Origin of the sequence: Actinoplanes utahensis (assembly GCF_016862455.1) — a bacterium.
GTDB lineage: Bacteria > Actinomycetota > Actinomycetes > Mycobacteriales > Micromonosporaceae > Actinoplanes > Actinoplanes utahensis.
In genome coordinates this window covers 73,120-90,463 of record NZ_BOMZ01000071.1, presented here as the reverse complement: position 1 = coordinate 90,463, position 17,344 = coordinate 73,120, and the positions used below count along the sequence as shown (strand labels likewise).

At 69.7% G+C, this 17,344-nt stretch carries 19 protein-coding genes and 2 riboswitches; of the genes, 11 read left to right on the top strand and 8 right to left on the bottom strand.

Annotation, left to right across the window (positions count from 1 at the left end):
* Window positions 1-135 precede the first annotated feature (135 nt).
* From pseB to Aut01nite_RS24380, 6 genes are all read left to right on the top strand, one after another.
* Window positions 136-1,116, top strand: coding sequence for a UDP-N-acetylglucosamine 4,6-dehydratase (inverting) (pseB, locus tag Aut01nite_RS24405; RefSeq protein ID WP_043522633.1), 981 nt, complete (start codon window positions 136-138; stop codon window positions 1,114-1,116).
* On the top strand, window positions 1,116-2,240 hold the full coding sequence (locus Aut01nite_RS24400; RefSeq protein WP_043522634.1) for a DegT/DnrJ/EryC1/StrS family aminotransferase: 1,125 nt from the start codon (window positions 1,116-1,118) through the stop codon (window positions 2,238-2,240). Before pseB ends, Aut01nite_RS24400 begins: the two co-directional genes overlap by 1 nt.
* A gap of 3 nt (window positions 2,241-2,243) precedes the next feature.
* Complete coding sequence (locus tag Aut01nite_RS24395) at window positions 2,244-3,086, top strand: hypothetical protein (protein ID WP_043522635.1); 843 nt, start codon at window positions 2,244-2,246, stop codon at window positions 3,084-3,086.
* Window positions 3,083-4,585: a class I SAM-dependent methyltransferase gene (locus Aut01nite_RS24390; protein ID WP_043522637.1), complete on the top strand. Its 1,503-nt coding sequence runs from the start codon at window positions 3,083-3,085 to the stop codon at window positions 4,583-4,585. The genes Aut01nite_RS24395 and Aut01nite_RS24390 overlap by 4 nt, the downstream gene beginning before the upstream one ends.
* Window positions 4,582-5,307, top strand: coding sequence for a cytidylyltransferase domain-containing protein (locus tag Aut01nite_RS24385; RefSeq protein WP_043522639.1), 726 nt, complete (start codon window positions 4,582-4,584; stop codon window positions 5,305-5,307). Before Aut01nite_RS24390 ends, Aut01nite_RS24385 begins: the two co-directional genes overlap by 4 nt.
* An 85-nt stretch (window positions 5,308-5,392) precedes the next feature.
* Window positions 5,393-6,403 carry a PseG/SpsG family protein gene (locus Aut01nite_RS24380; protein WP_043522640.1) on the top strand — a complete coding sequence of 337 codons (1,011 nt, stop codon included), beginning with the start codon at window positions 5,393-5,395 and terminating at the stop codon, window positions 6,401-6,403.
* Here the strand turns inward: Aut01nite_RS24380 and Aut01nite_RS24375 are convergent.
* On the bottom strand, window positions 6,381-7,394 hold the full coding sequence (locus Aut01nite_RS24375) for an NADPH:quinone reductase (protein ID WP_043522641.1): 1,014 nt from the start codon (window positions 7,392-7,394) through the stop codon (window positions 6,381-6,383). The two genes, Aut01nite_RS24380 and Aut01nite_RS24375, sit on opposite strands and share 23 nt — an antisense overlap.
* A 73-nt stretch (window positions 7,395-7,467) precedes the next feature.
* Here Aut01nite_RS24375 and Aut01nite_RS24370 point away from each other — a divergent pair, with 73 nt between their 5' ends.
* Window positions 7,468-7,947 carry a response regulator transcription factor gene (locus Aut01nite_RS24370; protein WP_043522642.1) on the top strand — a complete coding sequence of 160 codons (480 nt, stop codon included), beginning with the start codon at window positions 7,468-7,470 and terminating at the stop codon, window positions 7,945-7,947.
* On the opposite strand, the gene Aut01nite_RS24365 is transcribed toward Aut01nite_RS24370, so the two are convergent.
* From Aut01nite_RS24365 to Aut01nite_RS24355, 3 genes are all read right to left on the bottom strand, one after another.
* Window positions 7,944-8,666, bottom strand: a complete 723-nt coding sequence (locus Aut01nite_RS24365; RefSeq protein WP_043522643.1) for an anti-sigma factor family protein — start codon at window positions 8,664-8,666, stop codon at window positions 7,944-7,946. The genes Aut01nite_RS24370 and Aut01nite_RS24365 overlap by 4 nt on opposite strands.
* Complete coding sequence (locus Aut01nite_RS24360; protein WP_043522849.1) at window positions 8,663-9,184, bottom strand: sigma-70 family RNA polymerase sigma factor; 522 nt, start codon at window positions 9,182-9,184, stop codon at window positions 8,663-8,665. Before Aut01nite_RS24360 ends, Aut01nite_RS24365 begins: the two co-directional genes overlap by 4 nt.
* A 145-nt stretch (window positions 9,185-9,329) precedes the next feature.
* Window positions 9,330-10,379, bottom strand: coding sequence for a neprosin family prolyl endopeptidase (locus Aut01nite_RS24355; RefSeq protein ID WP_236642521.1), 1,050 nt, complete (start codon window positions 10,377-10,379; stop codon window positions 9,330-9,332).
* A gap of 328 nt (window positions 10,380-10,707) precedes the next feature.
* Between Aut01nite_RS24355 and Aut01nite_RS24350 the strand changes: the two genes are divergently transcribed.
* The gene (locus tag Aut01nite_RS24350) at window positions 10,708-11,163 is read left to right on the top strand and encodes a cysteine dioxygenase (RefSeq protein ID WP_236642522.1); all 456 of its coding nucleotides are present in this window, start codon (window positions 10,708-10,710) and stop codon (window positions 11,161-11,163) included.
* 40 nt (window positions 11,164-11,203) lie between these two features.
* Here the strand turns inward: Aut01nite_RS24350 and Aut01nite_RS24345 are convergent, their stop codons facing one another.
* From Aut01nite_RS24345 to Aut01nite_RS24335, 3 genes are all read right to left on the bottom strand, one after another.
* Window positions 11,204-11,767, bottom strand: coding sequence for a hypothetical protein (locus Aut01nite_RS24345; RefSeq protein WP_043522644.1), 564 nt, complete (start codon window positions 11,765-11,767; stop codon window positions 11,204-11,206).
* A 93-nt stretch (window positions 11,768-11,860) separates the two neighbouring features.
* A complete protein-coding gene (locus Aut01nite_RS24340; protein ID WP_043522645.1) occupies window positions 11,861-12,223 on the bottom strand; it encodes an Atu4866 domain-containing protein in 363 nt (120 codons plus the stop codon).
* A 111-nt stretch (window positions 12,224-12,334) separates the two neighbouring features.
* Window positions 12,335-12,934, bottom strand: coding sequence for a TetR/AcrR family transcriptional regulator (locus tag Aut01nite_RS24335; RefSeq protein ID WP_052163214.1), 600 nt, complete (start codon window positions 12,932-12,934; stop codon window positions 12,335-12,337).
* Between the two features lie 184 nt (window positions 12,935-13,118).
* Between Aut01nite_RS24335 and Aut01nite_RS24330 the strand changes: the two genes are divergently transcribed.
* Both Aut01nite_RS24330 and Aut01nite_RS24325 read left to right on the top strand, forming a co-directional pair.
* Window positions 13,119-14,015 (top strand): ABC transporter permease, encoded by an 897-nt coding sequence (locus tag Aut01nite_RS24330; RefSeq protein WP_043522646.1) that lies wholly within the window; start codon window positions 13,119-13,121, stop codon window positions 14,013-14,015.
* Window positions 14,008-14,778, top strand: a complete 771-nt coding sequence (locus Aut01nite_RS24325) for an ABC transporter ATP-binding protein (RefSeq protein WP_052163215.1) — start codon at window positions 14,008-14,010, stop codon at window positions 14,776-14,778. Before Aut01nite_RS24330 ends, Aut01nite_RS24325 begins: the two co-directional genes overlap by 8 nt.
* Before the next feature lie 23 nt (window positions 14,779-14,801).
* Here the strand turns inward: Aut01nite_RS24325 and Aut01nite_RS24320 are convergent, their stop codons facing one another.
* Complete coding sequence (locus tag Aut01nite_RS24320) at window positions 14,802-15,836, bottom strand: coiled-coil domain-containing protein (protein ID WP_043522648.1); 1,035 nt, start codon at window positions 15,834-15,836, stop codon at window positions 14,802-14,804.
* Window positions 15,835-15,973, bottom strand: a riboswitch (cyclic di-AMP (ydaO/yuaA leader). It overlaps the preceding gene by 2 nt.
* A gap of 206 nt (window positions 15,974-16,179) precedes the next feature.
* Window positions 16,180-16,312, top strand: a riboswitch (cyclic di-AMP (ydaO/yuaA leader).
* Window positions 16,313-16,319: 7 nt separating this feature from the next.
* Between Aut01nite_RS24320 and Aut01nite_RS24315 the strand changes: the two genes are divergently transcribed.
* A complete protein-coding gene (locus tag Aut01nite_RS24315; RefSeq protein ID WP_043522649.1) occupies window positions 16,320-17,336 on the top strand; it encodes a coiled-coil domain-containing protein in 1,017 nt (338 codons plus the stop codon).
* Window positions 17,337-17,344: the final 8 nt, after the last annotated feature.

The following is a 17,344-nucleotide window of genomic DNA, read 5'->3' as shown; positions in this document are numbered from 1 at the left end:
AAACAGCAGATGAACGCAAGGTGAACTGAGGGCGACGTTCTTGCGGTCCGCTGGAAATGACAGCGCGGCTGGTTATGCTTCCGCCACGTACCTGGCTGCTCGAATCGGCCACTCGCTGATCCCCCGGAGAAAACCTTGTCTGAAATCGCCGGCTCCTCGATCCTTGTCACCGGCTCCACCGGTTCTTTCGGCAAGGCCTTCCTGAGGTACGCCCTGACCCACCTCGACCCGGCCCGCATCGTGGTCTTCTCCCGCGACGAGCTGAAGCAGTACGAGGTTCGTCAGATGTTCGGCGACGACCCGCGCCTGCGCTTCTTCATCGGCGACATCCGCGACGAGAAGCGCCTCGCCCGGGCCATGCACGGGATCGACTACGTGGTCCACGCGGCAGCGCTCAAGCAGGTCGACACCGCCGAGTACAACCCGTCGGAGTTCGTCGCGACGAACATCAACGGTACCCAGAACGTGATCGACGCCGCGATCAACGCCGAGGTGAAGAAGGTCGTCGCCCTCTCCACCGACAAGGCGTCGAGCCCGATCAACCTGTACGGCGCGACCAAGCTCGCCGCCGACAAGATCGTGATCGCCGGCAACCACTACGCCGCCACCCACCCGACCCGCCTCGCCGTGGTCCGCTACGGCAACGTGATGGGCAGCCGCGGCTCGGTGGTCCCGTTCTTCCGCAAGCTCGCCGAAGAGGGCAAGAGCCTGCCGATCACCGACAAGCGGATGACCCGCTTCTGGATCACCCTGGACCAGGCCGTCCAGTTCGTCGTCGACTCGTTCGACGTGATGCAGGGCGGCGAGCTCTACGTCCCGCGCATCCCGAGCATGCGGATCATGGACCTGGTCGAGGCCGTCGCGCCCGGCGCCGCCACCCACGAGATGGGCATGCGTCCCGGCGAGAAGCTCCACGAGGAGATGATCGCCGCTGACGACAGCCGCCGCACGCTGCGCTTCAAGGACCGTTACGTGGTCCAGCCGGTGGTGGCGAGCTGGGGCTACCAGACCCCGCCCGGCGGCGAAGAGGTTCCGGACGGCTTCAACTACCGGTCGGACAACAACGATCTCTGGCTCACCGTCGAGGACATGCGCAACCTCCTCGCGGAGAACTGATGCTGCCCTACGGACGACAGTCGATCGACTCCGCCGACGTCGAGGCGGTCGTCGCGGCCCTGGGCAGCGACTGGCTGACCACCGGGCCGCGGGTCGCCCAGTTCGAGGCCGACCTGGAGAAGGTCACCGGCGCGCCGACCGTGACGGTGACCAACGGGACCACGGCGCTGCACGCGGCCTACGCCGCGGCCGGCGTGCGAGGTGGTGACGAGGTCGTCACCACGCCGATGACCTTCGTCGCCACCGCGTCCGGCGCGGCGATGCTCGGCGCCAAGGTGATCTTCGCCGACGTCGAGGAGGACACCGCCAACCTGGACCCGGCCGCCGTGGAGGCCGCGGTGACCGGGCGCACCAAGGTGATCGCGGCGGTCGACTACGCCGGCGTCCCGGCCGACTACGACGCGCTCCGCAAGATCAGTGACAGCGCCGGGGCGTTCCTGCTCGGCGACGCGGCGCACTCGATCGGCTCGCTGTACAAGGGCCGTCCGGTCGGCACCCTCGCCGACCTGACCACCTTCTCGTTCTTCCCGACGAAGAACTTCACCACCGCCGAGGGCGGGGCGGTCGCCTCGACCCGGCCGGAGCTGGTGGACCGGCTGCGCGACTTCCGCACCGTCGGGTCGATCCGGGACCCGAAGCGGCTGCGGCGCACCGACGAGGGCGGGTGGTACTACGAGGTGCAGGAGTTCGGCCTCAACTACCGGCTGCCCGACGTGCTCTGCGCCCTGGGCAGCGCGCAGCTGAGCCGGCTCGCCGGGTTCAAGGCACGCCGCGCGGAGCTGACCGCACGCTACGACGAGCTGCTGGCCGACGTCCCGGGCCTGCGTCTTCCGGCGCAGCGCGAGGATGTCGACCCGATGCGTCACCTGTACCCGGTGCGCGTGCTCGACGGCCGCCGCCGCGAGGTGTTCGAGCGGCTGCGCGCGGCCGGCATCGGGGTGCAGGTCAACTACATCCCGGTCTACTGGCACCCGGTCTTCGAGGACCTCGGCTACCAGCGGGGCATGTGCCCGAACGCGGAGGCCTTCTACGCCGAGGAGATCTCGCTGCCGCTCTTCGCCGACCTCACCGACAGCGACCAGGACCGCGTGGTGGAAGCGCTCCGCGGCATCCTCGGGAGCTAACGGGTGCACCACGGCAACCACTTCTACGGGCACGCCCATGTGCTCGCCGAGTACTGCGGACTCGACGGCGGCGATCCGCCCCGGATCGAGGGGTACCTGCAGCACGGATGGAACGTGGTGGACGGGCTGGGCGCGGGTACGCCGTACGCGCCCGGCCGTCCGATCTTCGTCTGGTCGGAGCGGACCCGCCGGCGGGCCTGGTCGATGGACCGCCCGCTGGCGACCGTGATCGGCGCGCCGTTCCTCTACATCCTGCGGTCCACCGAGGACGACGCGCCGGAGCAGCCGCGCGAGGGCACCATCTGGTACCCGTTCCACGGCTGGGAGGGGCAGAAGGTCTCCGGTGACCACCACCGGCTGATCGACGAGATCACCGCCACCGAGCCCGGCCCGATCACCTTCTGTCTCTACTGGAACGAGTTCCAGGACGAGCGGATCCGGGCGCTGTACGAGCGATCCGGCCGCGTCATCTGCCACGGCTACCGTGGCTACATGCGGATGCGGACCGACCCGCGTTTCCTGCACAACCAGCTCGCCGAGCTGCGCCGGCACAAACGGGTGGCGTCGAACCGGCTGAGCACCGCGATCCTCTACGGCGCCGCCGCCGGTTGCGACCCCGCGGTGTACGGCGATCCGATGTACCTGGACGGCGAGGACACGCCGACCGCCGCCCGGATCCGCCGCGAGTGGCCGGAGCTGCACGGCACCGCGCCCGATCCGGAGACGGCCCGGGCCACCGCGCTGGCCGAGCTGGGTGACGGCCATCTGGCCTCCCCGGCCGAGCTGCGCGCGATCCTGGGCTGGCCCGCCTTCGGCGCCGGGCTCCCCGCTAAGGTCGCCGCATGATCACGATGATCGGTGGCGAGATGCCGGATTACGCCGAAGAACGCCCACCCGCCGCCGGTCCGCTCTACCGGCATCTGATCGATTGGCTGCCGGCCGGGATCCGGGTGCTGGTCGCCGGCCCGCACGACGCCGAACTGGTCGGCGCGCTCGCCGACCGGCGTGACGTGACCTGCCTGCTGCGCTCCCAGCCGGACGCGGAGAGCCTGGCCGCCCGCGAGCTCTCCGGCGTGACGGTGGTCTGCGGCGACCTGTCCAAACTCACCGAAGCCGACCGGTACGACGCGGTGATCGCCCTGGACGGCGCCCGGCGCCTGTGCTCCCCGGAGGGCCCGCAACTGGACTGGACCGAGTCGGTCCGTGCCCTCAAGCGCACCCTGCGCCCCGGTGGCACGCTGCTGCTCACCGTCGAGAACGAGCTCGGCGTGCACCGGCTGGTCGACCCCGGCGTGCCGACCGCGGCACGGACCGGTGACGCCTGGCACCCGCTCGCCGACTTCGGCAGCGCTCCCGGCCGCGCCGACCGGCTCGCCGCCCTGCTCGGCGCCGAGGGCCTGCCGGTCGCCGGGCTGGCCGCCGCCTGGCCGCTCCCGGCACATCCGACCCTGCTGGTCACCCCGGAGACCCTGAAGTACGGGCCGCTTGACGCGCTCGCCGCCCTGGCCGCGGCGGCTGTCGCTCCGGCGTACCGGGGAAGGTCCGTCCTCAGTGACCCCCGGCGGCTCGCCGCCGCGTCCGTGCGCCGCGGCATCGGCGCCGAACTGGCGCCCGCCTGGCTGGCCGTCGCCCAGCGAGCCACCCGCCCGGACCAGAACGTTCCGGTGCCGCCCGCGCTGATCGCCGGGCCGGGCGGTTCGATCGCCGAGGTGACGAAGGCGCCCGACGGCGGCTGGCTGCGCCGCGCGGTGCAGGGCCCGCCGGAGCTGAACGGCCCGCTGCCGGCCGGCAAGCTGCTGGAGGAGCAACTGCTCAGCGCCGCTCTCGGCCACGACCTGCCGGCTCTGCGGCGGCTGCTCACCGGCTGGATGGCCGCGCTGCCGACCGTCGACGCCGGCGACGTGCTGGTCGACGGCGACCGCTTCACCAGACTCGACCTCACGCCGGAGCGGCCGGACGCGCTGGCCCGCTTCGCGCACACCCTGGCCACCGGTGGTTACCACCACCCCTGGCCGGGTATCACCGCACCGGACCGCCTCGCCGAGGTTCTCGCCGGAGCCGCCGGGCTGACCACCGCGCCGGTTCCCCTGGCCGATCCCGGAGACACCCTCCCGGACAGCAGGCGAGAGCACGAGGAGCAGATGCGCGCCCTGCGGGAGCAGCTCGCCGACGCCGAGGCCCGCGCCCGCTTCTTCGAGGTGGAACTGGAGAAGCGCGAAGCCGAACTGGGCCGCGCCAAGACACAGATCGCCGCGTTCAGCGGCAACCTCGGCTATCGCGCCGCCAAGGCCGGACTCGTCCTGGCCCGTGCGGCCCGCAATCGAATCCGAAAAGGACGGACATGACGACCCTCGGCATCATTCAGGCCCGGATGGGATCCACCAGGCTGCCCGGCAAGGTCCTGCGGCAGCTGGGCGGGCGCACCGTCCTCGATCGGGTGGTCCAGGCCGCCCGGCAGAGCGGGGTCGTCGACGAGCTGGTCGTGGCGACCACCACCGAGCCGGCCGACGACGCCGTGATGACCGAGTGCGCCGCGATCGGCGTGGAGTGCTACCGCGGGCCGGTCGACGACGTGCTCACCCGGTTCCTCGGGGTGCTGGAGGGCCGGTCGGCCGATCACGTGCTGCGGTTCACCGCGGACTGCCCGCTGCTCGACCCGCGGCTGGTCGCCCGGGCGTACCGGGTGTTCGACGCGGCCGGCGTCGACTACCTGACCACGTCGATCACCCGCACCCTGCCACGCGGGCTGGACGTCGAGGTGGTCCGGACATCGGTACTCAAGGACATCGACAAGCTGGCCGAGGATCACCACCGCACGCACGTGACCTCGTACATCTACACGCACGCGGCCGAGTTCGACGTGATCGGCCTGACCGTGCAGCCGGACCTGTCGTTCCTGCGGCTGACCCTGGACACCGAGGAGGACTGGCGGCTCATCGAGGCGATCGTCGACCACTTCGGGGACGAGCCGATCACCGCCGCCGCGGTCGCCGAGTTCCTCGGTCACCGGCCGGAGCTGGCCGAGCTCAACGCGCACATCCTCCAGAAAGACCTTGAGCAGGCGTGATGGACTGCACCGAGCGGCACCTGCCCGCACCGGACCGGCGACGCCACACGCGAGGGCCGGGAGAGCACGCCAAGGCCGGCACAGCGTGACGCCCCGGATCGGGATTCGGTGCGACGCGGGAGCGAAGACCGGAGTAGGACACCTCGTCCGGTGTGTGGCCCTCGCTGAGGAGCTGACCGCACGGGGCGTGGAGGTGCACTTCCTCAGCGACCTGGGCGGGGTGGCCTGGGCCGAGGCGCAACTCGCCACCCGCGGGCTGCCCCGGCATCCGGCGCCCGCCGACGAGACCGAACTGGTCGCGGCGGTCGAACGGCTGAGGCTGGACGCGCTGGTGGTGGACTCGTACACGCTGCCGCCGGCACACAGCAAAGCGGTCCGGGCGACCGGGCGGACCGTGCTGGCGATCGTCGACGGCGAGGCGCGCGGACAGGACGCCGACATCTACGTCGACCAGAACCTGGACACCTCGCTCGATTACGGGGACGTGCGGCTGGCCGGTCTCGACTACGCGCTGCTGCGTTCGGCGGTACGGCGGTTGCGGCCGCCCGCGCCGCCGGTGCACTCTTCCGGGCGTACCCCCAAGGTCGTCGCCTTCTTCGGCGGAACCGACGCCTACCGTGCCGCGCCTCAGGTGGCGCGACTGCTAGCGGACACCGCGGTGCCTCTCGAGGCGACAGTGATCGCGGCCGACGCGAGCCTGCGCGCCGAACTGGAGGCGATCGAGGCCGCAGACGGCCAGCGGTTCGACATCCTGGGCCCGACCGATCGCCTGCCCGAGCTGCTGGTCGAGGCCGATCTCGTGGTCAGCGCCAGCGGCACCTCGACCTGGGAGCTGCTCTGCCTCGGCCGGGCCGCCGCCCTGGTCTGGGTCGTCGACAATCAGATCCTGGGGTACGACCGGACCGTCGCACGCGGCTTCGCCGCCGGACTGGGCCGTCTCGGCGAGTTCGGCGACGACTCGGTCGCCACGCTGCGGCGGCTGCTCCTCGACCCGGCCGAACGCACCGCGCTCGCCGCGAGCGGATGGGCCGCGGTGGACGGCCGGGGTGTCGAGCGGGTCGCCGACAGCCTGCTCAGGGAGCGGTCACCTCGATGACCACCTTGCCGACCGCGTGGTTCTCGACCGCCTCGTGCGCGTCGGCCGCGCGGTCCAGCGGGAACCGGAGGATCGGCAGCCCGGCCTGCTCGCCGACCCGGAAAGCGCCCGCGTTCGCCGCCTCGGCGACCGCGGACACGGCGTTCGCCTTCTCCTCCGGCGTAGTGGTGTAGGTCAGCACGAAGTCGAGGCTGACGTTCTTCAGGATCGCCTTGACGTCGGACATGTGGATCTCGCCGACGACGTAGACGACGATGTTGCCGCCGGGAGCGATCACGTCCAGGTCCAGGTCGAGGTTCCCGGTGTCCACCTCGACGATGAGGTCAGGGCCGGCCGGGGCGATCTCGCGGACCCGGGCGGCGACGTCCTCCTCGCGGTAGTTCACCACCGCGTCGGCGCCGGCCGCGAGCGCGAGGTCGGCCTTCTCCTTCGAGCTGACCGTGGTCAGCACGGTCGCACCGGCCCACTTGGCGAGCTGGATCACCGCGTTGCCGACCGCGCCCGCTCCACCGGCGACCAGCACGGTCCGGCCCGTCAGCGCGCCCGGTTCCAGCCGGGCCGGTCCGCCGGCGGCCACGGTGAGACAGCGGTGCGCGGTCAGGGCCGGAATGCCCAGATCCGCGCCGACCTCGAACGGGACGTCGTCGTTCATCCGGACCACCTGGTGGCGGGGGAGCACGACGTACTCCTGGGCGGTGCCGTCCGCCCGCGCGTAACCCGCGTCCCACACCCAGACCCGGTCGCCCGGCTCCAGGCCGCGGACGCCCTCGCCGAGCGCGTCCACCACGCCCGCCCCGTCCTGGTTCGGCACCCGGGGCGGCACGACGCCGTCGGGCACCCCGCGGCCGGCGCGGGTGCCGGTGTCGGTCGGGTTGACTGCCGAGAGGACGATGCGCACGCGCACCTCACCCGCCCCGGCCGGTGGCAGCCGGCGGTCGACGATCTGGAGGACGGAAGCGGGACCCGGCTCGTGGAAAACGGCAGCACGCATGCCTCCACCCTATTTGGCGCTCAGCGGTTCCTCAGGGCTGCCGAAGGGTAGACAGCAGACCCTGGAGGCTCCCGTGACCACCGTGTTGATCGCCGACGACGAGGCCGACCACCGCGAACTCCTGACCCTCGTGCTGGAACGGCTCGGTTACGACGTGGTGGCGGCGGGCGACTCCACCGGTGCGCTGGCGCTGCTGTCCGAGGGTGGTGTCGACGCCGCCCTCATCGACGTGCGGATGCCCGGGATCTCGGGCATCGAACTGTGCCGGATCATCCGCGAGTCGCCCACCACCGAGTCGCTGCCGGTCATGGTGGTGAGCGCGGACGTGCACCGCCATCAGATGACCACCGCGTTGCACGCCGGCGCGGACGACTTCCTGTCCAAGCCGTTCAGCCGGGCCGAGCTCGCCGCCCGGCTGGAGGCGCTGATCGGCGATCGGTCCTGCGCGGCGCGCCGCTCGGCGGTGGCCACCCGGGCGGCGATGCTCGCCGCCCGGCAGGCCCGCCTTTCCGAGCCCCTCGAGATCACGGCTCCGGTGCGGCGGATCGCTTAGGCCAACGCCGCCGTCCCGAGCACGTTGCCGTTCCGGTCGGTGATCAGAATCGAGGCGACGTCGGACGCCGGTGTCGAACTCGCGCCGGTCAGTTTCGCCTCGCCGTCCACCGTGTCTCCCCACGCGGCAGCCTGCTGCGTGGCCCCGTTCTTGGTCTTGACCAGGCAGAGGAACGGCCCGTCACCGGACATCCGGCTGACATCCAGGGTCACCTCGACGCCCCACTTCTTCGGGGTGACCGAGGCCTTGCCGGTGAGCCCGTTGCCCGGGGCCGGCTGGAACTGGGCGGTGACCGCGCTCGGCAGGGCGATCGGCTCCTTGGGGCCGTCCGGGGTGTCGCCGGTGTTGGTCATGATGCCGTAGCCGATGGCGGCGGCCGCGATCAGCGTGACCGAGGCGGCGGCCAGCCAGCGCACCCGGCTCACCCGGGTCTCCTTGTACTTCTCGGCGCGCATCCGGCTCAGCAGGTTCTCGATGTTCTGCGGGCTGGGCCGTGCGGCCGGCCCGACCGCCAGCGCCGCGCCACCACCGAGGTGCCGTGCGTCCGGCAGGCTCTGCAACATCTCCGGTACGGGCGCCAGCCGGTCCAGTTCCGCCCGGCATTCGGCGCAGTCGTGCAGGTGCTCGTCGAGTTTCTCGGTGTCGGCCTCGTCCAGTCCACCGAGCAGGTACCCACCGAGAAGACGGTGCAGGGATTCGTGCTCGTCCACGTCGCTCATCGCAACATCCCCATCTCCTCGAAGACGGTACGTAACGCGCGAACCGCGTAATAGGCGCGCGATTTCACCGTGCCCTCCGGCACCGACAGCTTCCGCGCCGCATCCGCCACGCTCTGCCCCTCGTAGTACATCGCCTGGATGACCGCCCGGTGTTCCGGCGAGAGCCGCTCGAGCGCCTCCGCCACCAGCCAACCTTCCACCATCTGATCAACATTGTCAGCCGACGGCACCGAATTGACCGCGTTCTCGTCGGCGACCAGCTTCGGCCTGCGCTGTTCGGCGCGCCAGGCGTTGGTCACCACGTTGCGGGCGATGGTGAGCAGGTACGACCTGGTCCGTCCCGGTTCCGGGTCGAGGTGGTCGATGTGCTTCCAGGCTCGCAACAGCGTCTCCTGAACAAGATCCTCCGCCTTGTGCCGGTCCGACACGTAACGCGAGACGAAATTGATCAGGACGGCGTAGTGCTCGGTGTAGAGCGCGGTCATCAGTTGCTCGTCGGGGCTCACCCGTCGCTTCATCGGCGCCAGCTCTCCCCTCGGGTCAGGCCCGTCCACCCGGATGTACATCGTGGCATGTGGACCGGTTCAAGAGCTGCCCGTACTTCCAGAAACGTCGATGCCCGGCACCCTTTCGGGTACCGGGCATCGAGGTCGAGAATCGAGGTCAGCAGGCTCCGGGGCCGCCGTAGCGGAAGGTGCGCCCGGTCATCTTGGAGACACTGTAGACATCGCCGATGCTGCGGATGTTGAGGTCCACGGTGGGCCCGTTGAGGTAGGTGACACTGCCGATGCGCGCCGACGTGGCGTCCTCGCCGACCCTGCCGTTGCCCATCTGCGTGCACGGCTGCGGGCTGGCCGCGGCCACCTCGCCGAAGATCTGCACCAGGCCGGACTGCTTGAACGGGACGGTCCAGTTGGTCACCGGGAAGTGCCCGACCCACTCGGTGTCGTACGCGATCCACCAGGCGCCGTTGTTGTACTGGATGCCGAAGGGCTTGGTGACGTCGTACGGCAGGGTGTCGCCGGGGCGGATGTTCTCGCTGTACGGCACGAACCCGCAGCCGTTGTAGCAGGTCGACTTGCCGTTGACCCAGTGGAAGACGAACAGGTGCGGATCGTCGTCGCCGTTGACGACGCGGTCCACGTTCCAGCCCACCTCGACGATCTGGGTGCCGTCGGCCGACTGCACCGCGATCTCGGCGAGCGTGTGATAGTCGGCGCGGTCCAGCACCGGCTTGCCGATGGTGAGTTTGGCGTACGCCCCCTCGGTGACCGCGGCCTGCGTGCCGACGTTGTAGTGGAAGTACACGGTCGGCTTGGCGCCGGCGGCGGTCGGCGTCGGGGTCGGCGGCTCCGGCGGGATCACGCTGGTCCGCTCCGACTTGCGGCCGGTCCGGCCCTTCGGGGCGAACTCCTGCTCGGCCTCGCGGCCCGACGCGTCGGGGGCGGCCGCGGCCAGGCCGGCCGCCTTGAGGGTCTTGCTGGTCGCCCCACCACGCCCGGTCCGGATCTTCTGCGGGCGCTGGCCCCATGGCAGCTTCGCCGGCGGGCTGAGGTCGGCCACGGGCACGGCCGCCTGGGCGGCGACGGCGGGCGCCACCGCCGGCGCCGGAATCTGCTCGGCGCCCGCGGTCAGCGTGGAGGCGACTCCGATCGAGCCGACCACGGCGACGGTGATGCCGGCGGCAAGCAGTCCGCGGCGTGACTTCAACACGTGTCCGTCCTCGGTGTGGTCAGGGCATCAGAGCCCGATTCTCGGCAGCGCTGGTCACCATATAGCTTTCTCTATTCGCCAGGGACCGGCTGAGCAGCGTATTTCGCCGGAACGGCCGATCGGGGTAGGCCGATCCGGTGACGGATGGGCCGATTCAATGAACGCAGCGTACGCATACGGTCGCGCAACGAAGTTTTCGCGTCAGTTCTCGAAAGAGGCATTGCGCACCACGCCTCTTTCGGGTCGCGCACCGGATCCCGGATTCCGCCCCACGCGAGGTGATCTTGTGGTAAAACCTATCAGGTCCATAGGTTTTATAGGAGGCATCGTGCGCGCCGACCACCTCGCCATCGCCCAGGAGTTCTCCGCCGCGGCAAGCGCCTGGCCGGTGCCGCCCCGATTCGACCCGGTCGAGCGGTGGTACCACCGGCTCACGCTCACCGACGACTACGAGGTCTGGCTGCTCACCTGGCTCCCCGGCCAGGGCACCGAGATCCACGACCACGGCGGCTCGGCGGGCGCCTTCTACCTGCACAGCGGCACCCTGGTGGAGGACACCGTGTCGGTACGCGACCGGACGCCCCGGGTGGCGTCACGGGAGCTGGGCGAGGGCGCCGGGCGCCGGTTCGGCAGCCACCACATCCACCGGATCGAGAACCGCTCGTCGCGCCCGGCGATCAGCGTGCACGTCTACGGGCCCGCGCTGACCAGCATGACGAAGTACCGCCTGAGCCCGGCCGGCCTCGAGGTCCTGACCGTGGAGCGCGCCGGCGCACAGTGGTGACGGCCTGTCGAATTCGGCCGCACTTCCCACACGAAGCCTGTCAGAGCGGGTAGACCACGCCGGAGCGGCCGCTGTAGAGGTGCCGGGTTCCGTCCCTCTCCCGGCCGGAGTTCGGTGCGTCCAGCCAGACGATGTAGGCCGCGCCCGGGGTCAGGCCGGTCAGTGTGGTGCTCACCGCACAGCCGGTGCCGGGCGGCACCTCTTTCCACTCCGGTTCCGGCTGAGCGCCGGACACCAGAGCCTGCGGCACGGCGGTGACCCGGTAGTTCGAGTCGTACTGGGTGGGCCACTCGACGGTGAGCGAACCCGCGCCCGGCGTCACCTCGACCGGGATCAGCACGGCCTCGGTCCGGGTCCAGTTCTTCGTGCAGCTCGGGTCGGGAGCCGGCAGTGAGAGCGACGCGGTGGGTGTGGCGGTCGGCCTCCCCATCGTCTCGGACGGCGACGGTGTCGCCCGGCCCGCCTCCACATTGATCCACTTGGTGCCCTCGCGGGCGGTGGCCGACGACTCGCCGGCCGTGTCCCCGCCCAGTCCCAGCGCGGCACAGCCACTGAGGGCCAGCGTTGCTCCCGCCAGCACGATCGCGATCCCGGTGCGCCGCATGCCGTCCTCCCTGTTCGGTGTCCCCTCCCGATCGGCCACGGCCGCAGCGGCCTTAGGCCCCTGTGCGGTGGACCCCGTGGGGCCCAGCCCCGATCAGCAGGCCGGCCGCAAGCGGTGACCGGCCATCTCCAGCTCACCGTCGAGCACGTGGATCGGCGTCTGCAGGCCGGAGTCGTCGTGCAGCACCACCGACTCGCCGTCGACCCAGTAGGTGCCCTTGGCGGGCTGCCGGCGGCCCGCGACCTCGCCGGCGTAGGTGCCGTCGACGCGCAGCTTGAGCTGAACCACACCGTCGGCGCTGCGCCAGGCGCCGACCACGGCGGCGCCGGTCACCACGCGGGGGTGGGCCGACGCCGGCCGGGAGTCCACGGCCGGCGTGCCGCCCATGGCGATGGCGAGGATGGATGCGGCGTCGAGCACCGTGAAGTCGACGCGGGGTTCACAGGAAGTGGTCATGGCCTCCGGCTCCGGTTGGGGGGTCGCCCTCTCCGGTCGGCAGCGCACGGCCCGGCTCCTGGCTTTCTGAGTTGCGAAAGGGAGCTATCCGGGACCCGAACGGGTGCGGGGTCAGCCGGTGGCGCGCAGCGCCGCGGTCACCGCCACGGTGAACTTCTCCAGGTAGTCGTCCTCGATCGGCTGACGGGCCACCGCGAGACGCCAGTAGAGCGGGCCGAGGATCATGTCGACCGCCACATCCGGATCGGTCCCCTCGGGCAGCTCACCACGGGTCACGGCCTGGCCGATCAACTTCTCCCCGACGGCCTGCTGGTGGGTGCGCAGGGCTCGCTGGAGGGTCTCGGCGATCTGCGGATTACGCGCAGCCTCGGCCATCAGGTCGGGGATGATCTGCGAGGCCATCCGGTGCTGCAGTGCCGTCTTCACGATCAGCAGGAGCAGCTCCAGGTCGCCGGCGAAACTCCCGGTGTCGGGAAGCGGCACCTTCCGCTCCGCGACATCCGAGATTATCTCCATTACCATCTCGAGTTTGTTGCTCCATCGACGGTAGATGGCCGTCTTGCCGACCCCGGCACGACGCGCCACCGCCTCGATGGACAACCTGCCGTAACCCACCTCCGCCAGTTCGCTCATGACCGCGTTGCGGATCGCCACGGTGATGTCGCCTCGGAGCACCGCCGCTCCGGCTGGTGCCCGCTTGATAGTCGCCACAGAGTCACTATAGCGCTACGACGTAACGGTTGCGTTCCGCCGTTTGGTCGGCTACCGTCACAGCGACGTCGATACGAACCCGTTCCATCGGCGTCGGCGAGGGCCTGTCATGCTTTTGGCTGTGACCTCGCACCAGGCATCGGAACCCGCGTCCGGCGGGCCGACGAGATCGGAGCACCATCCCATGCCAGAGACGGCGGTCGCCTCGGCCGACGCCGGCCTCTCCCTCAAGGAGCTGGCCCGGCGACACGGTCTGAGCTACTCCGGACGGCTTCCCAGCCTTCCGGAGTACACCCGGCAGCTGTGGGAGTACCGGCACTTCATCCGGGCACACGCCGGAGCGAAGATAACCTCCTCGCTCGGCAACACCAAGCTCGGTGCGGTGTGGCAGGTGCTCACACCGGTGATCAACGCCGCGGTGTACTACGTGATCTTCGGTTTGGTGCTGAACACGCACAAGTCGATGGACAACTTCATCTCGTACCTGTGCATCGGCGTCTTCGTCTTCCAGTTCACCCAGTCGTCGGTTCAGATCGGGATGAACTCGATCACCGGCAACATCGGCATGATCCGCGCCCTGCACTTCCCGCGCGCCACCCTGCCGATCTCGGCCGCGCTGGTGGAGATCCGCAACTTCATGGTCGCGCTGATCGTGCTCTTCGGCATCGTGCTGGTCGACGGTGAGCCGCTCACCTTCCAGTGGCTGCTCGTGGCGCCGATCCTGCTGCTCCAGTCGATCTTCAACATCGGGCTGATCATGTTCATGGCCCGATACGTCACCAAGATGAGCGACGTACGGCAGCTGGTCCCGTTCATCATGCGGTTCTGGCTGTACGGCTCCGCGGTCCTCTACCCGGTGACCCAGTTCGAGAGCGTCCTGAAGGGCTGGATGCTGCAGGTCGTCGAGGCCAACCCGATGCTGGTCTTCATCGAGCTCTACCGGCACGCGCTGCTCGAGGGCACGACGCTCGCCAACGTCCCCGCCGTGCTGTGGATCCAGGCGGTCGCGTGGAGCGTGGTGGTCGGCATCCTCGGTTTCGTCTACTTCTGGCGTGGAGAGAAGGGCTACGGCCGTGGCTGACAACGAGCGCGTCCCCACCGTCATCGCCGATGACGCCCACATCATCTACCGCGTCCTGCAGGGGCCCGGCGCCGGCAACAGCCCGCTGGCGAGCTTCAAGCGCATCGCGACGCGGACCAAGAACAGCAACATCCGTGAGGTGCACGCGGTCAAGGGCGTCAGCTTCGTCGCCTACCGCGGCGAGGCGATCGGCCTGATCGGCACCAACGGCTCCGGCAAGTCCACCCTGCTGCGCGCGGTCGCCGGCCTGCTGCCGGTTTCCCGGGGCGGGATCTACGCCGCCGGCCAGCCGTCCCTGCTGGGTGTGAACGCGGCACTGATGAACGAGCTGCCCGGCGACCAGAACGTCGAGCTGGGCTGCCTCGCGATGGGCATGTCGCCGGCCGAGGTGAAGGCGAAGAAGGACGAGATCATCGAGTTCTCCGGCATCAACGAGAAGGGCGACTTCTCGTCCCTGCCGATGCGGACCTACTCGTCCGGCATGTCCGCCCGGCTGCGGTTCTCCATCGCCGCCGCCAAGCAGCACGACGTGCTGCTGATCGACGAGGCGCTGGCGACCGGTGACGCCAGTTTCCGCAAGCGCAGTGAGGCTCGGGTCCGTGAGCTGCGCGCCCAGGCCGGCACGGTCTTCCTGGTCAGCCACAGCGAGCAGTCGATCCGGGACACCTGCGAGCGGTGCATCTGGCTGGAGGCCGGCTCGATCCGCGCCGACGGCCCGACCGCCGATGTGATGAAGGAGTACGAGGCCTTCTCCCGCAGGTAGGCCCCGTACTCCGCCCGGCGGGTCTAGTTGACCGACAGGTGCACGTGGTTGGTGTGGTCGCTGGACGGGTCTCCGCCCGCCCCGCTGTACGACTTCCAGCCACTGCTCGGCAGCCAGATCCGCCGGTACCAGATCACGTAGAGCACGTCGAGATTCTCGGCGTTGTTGATGAAGTAGTTCGCCAGGTTGTCGCCGTAAACCTTGTCCGAGCCGGTGGCGTCGCCGCCGAAGGTGCCCTTCTCCGAGGAGAAGTCGCACGCCCGGCCCTTGGGGTGCTCACCGCTGTTCTGCGTCCGCCAGCACTTCGTGTAGCGGGTGAAGCCGTCCGCACGAGCCTCGTTGTAGGCGTGCAGCAGGGTCGGCGTGACACAGCCGCCGGTGCCGGTCGGGTCTTCCTTGCTGCAGCCGGATCCGCCCGGCCCGGGGGCCGCGTCGGGGCTGCTTCCGCCGTCCGACGAGGAGCTGGCGGCGGCGCCCTGGTTGGCTGCCTTGAGGGCGGCCTCGGCGGCGGTCTTCTGCTTCGCCATCACGGTGACCTGCTTCTGCTGGTCCCGGACGGTGATGTCGATGGCGCTCTTGGCCTTCTGCTGGGCCTCGCGGGTGCTCTTGAGGTCCTGGATCGCCTTGTTCTGATCGGCCGCGATGGTGGCCAGCGTCTCGGCCCGGTCCATGAAGCCCTCGGGCGAGTCCGCGCTGAGCAGCGCCGCCATCGGGCCGGCCCGGCCCGCCGCGTACGCCTGGCTCGCGATCATGTCGAGCGTCTTCTGCTGGGGCCCGATCGCGGCGTCCAGACGCTTGACCTCCGCGGCCAGCTTGACCTGCTGAGCCTTCGAGGCCTTCAGCTTCTTCTGTGCCTCCACGAAGCCGCTGGAGGCCTTCTCGAGTCGTTCGATCAGGGCGGCGGAGCCACCCTCGCCGTCGTCCCCGGAGTCACCGGGGGCGGCGAGCGGCCGGGGGGCCGCGGTGGCCGGCGTCGCGGCGACGGCCAATCCGCACGCGGTGACCAGCAGCGCCAGCAACGCCGCTAATCGCCGCGCAGTGAACTGCAGCACAGGCATTTCCTTCCGTCGGCCGCCGGCCGGGTTAGCTGACGGGTTCGGGACGAAGGAAAATCCCTACCGCTGGGTCGCGGATTCACCCCAGTGTGAATTGGATCCCCGGCTCGCCGATGGTGACGATTAGGCGGCGGTTCCCATGCGGAACCGCAACGACCATACCGAAGCGATCGACGGATCGACAGTTCTTGTACGTCCCGCGACGGCCTCACCACGAGTAGTGACAGCAATTACAGAAAGTGGTTGCAAGGTAACACTTTTCGCGGTTCCGCGGGTCTGATCCACGGCGATATCTCGGGTAAACTGACCGCCGGTCCTGCCAGGACGGCACCGCCCCCGAGTTGCCGGCAGGCCGCCGCCCAATCGCTGTGAAAGGCGAGCCGGGGAACCAGGTCACTGGGGTGAATCCGCAGTTTGCGGTAGGGATCGCTTCCGTCCCGAACCCGTCAGCTAACTCGGTCGGCGGTGCGACGGAAGGAACTGTTGATGACAGCAAGTCCCCGCCGGTGGCTGATACACGCCCTGGCGCCGCTGGTGGCTGCCGCGATGTTCGTGGCGCCCGCGACTCCGGCCTCGGCCGAGCCCGGCGGCTCCTCGTCCACCGCCACTGAGCAGGACGAGGACGCGACCCTCAACGAGGTGATCGAGTCGACCAACCGGCGCTTCGTCGCGGCGAAGAACGCGGTGGCGAAGTCCACGAAGACCCAGTCTCAGCTCGCCTCCCAGATCAAGGCGGCCGAGGCCCGGCGCAACCAGCTCATTCCCGAGGTCGACCGGATCGCCAAAGAGCAGTACATGACCGGCGATGTGAGCACGCTCAGCTACCTGCTCAGCTCGTCGGACTCCGGTGACTTCTTCAACAAGGCCGTCTCCCTCGAGGAGATCAACCGGCTGCACGACACCAAGCTGCGCGAGCTCAATGCGGTGATCACCGAGATCGCCGAGAGCAAGGCCCGGATGGACGCCGAGGTCAAACAGCAGCAGCAGGACATGTCCGTGATGAAGAAGCAGAAGGAGTCGGCCGACAAGGCGCTGGCTCTGGTCGGCGGCAAGAGCGTCACCAAGGGCTTCGTCGTGGCGGACTCGCCGGAGGCGGCCCCCGCGCCGCGCAACTCCAGCGGCGGCTTCTCCCCCGAGGGATGCACCGAGGAGGACCCGCTCAACGGCGGTTGTGTCACCAAGCGCACGCTGCACATGTACAAGCAGGTCAAGAAGGCCGGCTTCGACATGTTCGTGAACTGCTATCGCCCCGGCGGGCCGTACGAGCACCCCAAGGGCCGGGCCTGTGACTGGTCGCTGCAGAAGAGTGGATTCTCGGTCTACGACACCGACAAGGAATTCAAGTACGGCAACGACCTGATGGCGTTCCTGGTCCGTAACGCCGACAACCTCGGCATCTACTACGTGATCTGGAACAAGCAGATCTGGTTCCCCGCATCGGGCTGGAAGGCGTACCACGGGGTCAGCGCCCACACCGACCACGTACACGTCTCGATGCTCTAGACAGAGAC

Bases quoted from the DNA above. Each gene is read 5' to 3' on its own strand.
- Aut01nite_RS24315 (WP_043522649.1), top strand. From the start codon at position 16,320: ATGACAGCAAGTCCCCGCCGGTGGCTGATACACGCCCTGGCGCCGCTG.
- Aut01nite_RS24330 (WP_043522646.1), top strand. From the start codon at position 13,119: ATGCCAGAGACGGCGGTCGCCTCGGCCGACGCCGGCCTCTCCCTCAAG.
- Aut01nite_RS24400 (WP_043522634.1), top strand. From the start codon at position 1,116: ATGCTGCCCTACGGACGACAGTCGATCGACTCCGCCGACGTCGAGGCG.
- Aut01nite_RS24385 (WP_043522639.1), top strand. From the start codon at position 4,582: ATGACGACCCTCGGCATCATTCAGGCCCGGATGGGATCCACCAGGCTG.
- Aut01nite_RS24320 (WP_043522648.1), bottom strand. From the start codon at position 15,836: ATGCCTGTGCTGCAGTTCACTGCGCGGCGATTAGCGGCGTTGCTGGCG.
- Aut01nite_RS24365 (WP_043522643.1), bottom strand. From the start codon at position 8,666: ATGAGCGACGTGGACGAGCACGAATCCCTGCACCGTCTTCTCGGTGGG.
- Aut01nite_RS24390 (WP_043522637.1), top strand. From the start codon at position 3,083: ATGATCACGATGATCGGTGGCGAGATGCCGGATTACGCCGAAGAACGC.
- Aut01nite_RS24345 (WP_043522644.1), bottom strand. From the start codon at position 11,767: ATGCGGCGCACCGGGATCGCGATCGTGCTGGCGGGAGCAACGCTGGCC.
- Aut01nite_RS24340 (WP_043522645.1), bottom strand. From the start codon at position 12,223: ATGACCACTTCCTGTGAACCCCGCGTCGACTTCACGGTGCTCGACGCC.
- Aut01nite_RS24375 (WP_043522641.1), bottom strand. From the start codon at position 7,394: ATGCGTGCTGCCGTTTTCCACGAGCCGGGTCCCGCTTCCGTCCTCCAG.
- Aut01nite_RS24360 (WP_043522849.1), bottom strand. From the start codon at position 9,184: ATGAAGCGACGGGTGAGCCCCGACGAGCAACTGATGACCGCGCTCTAC.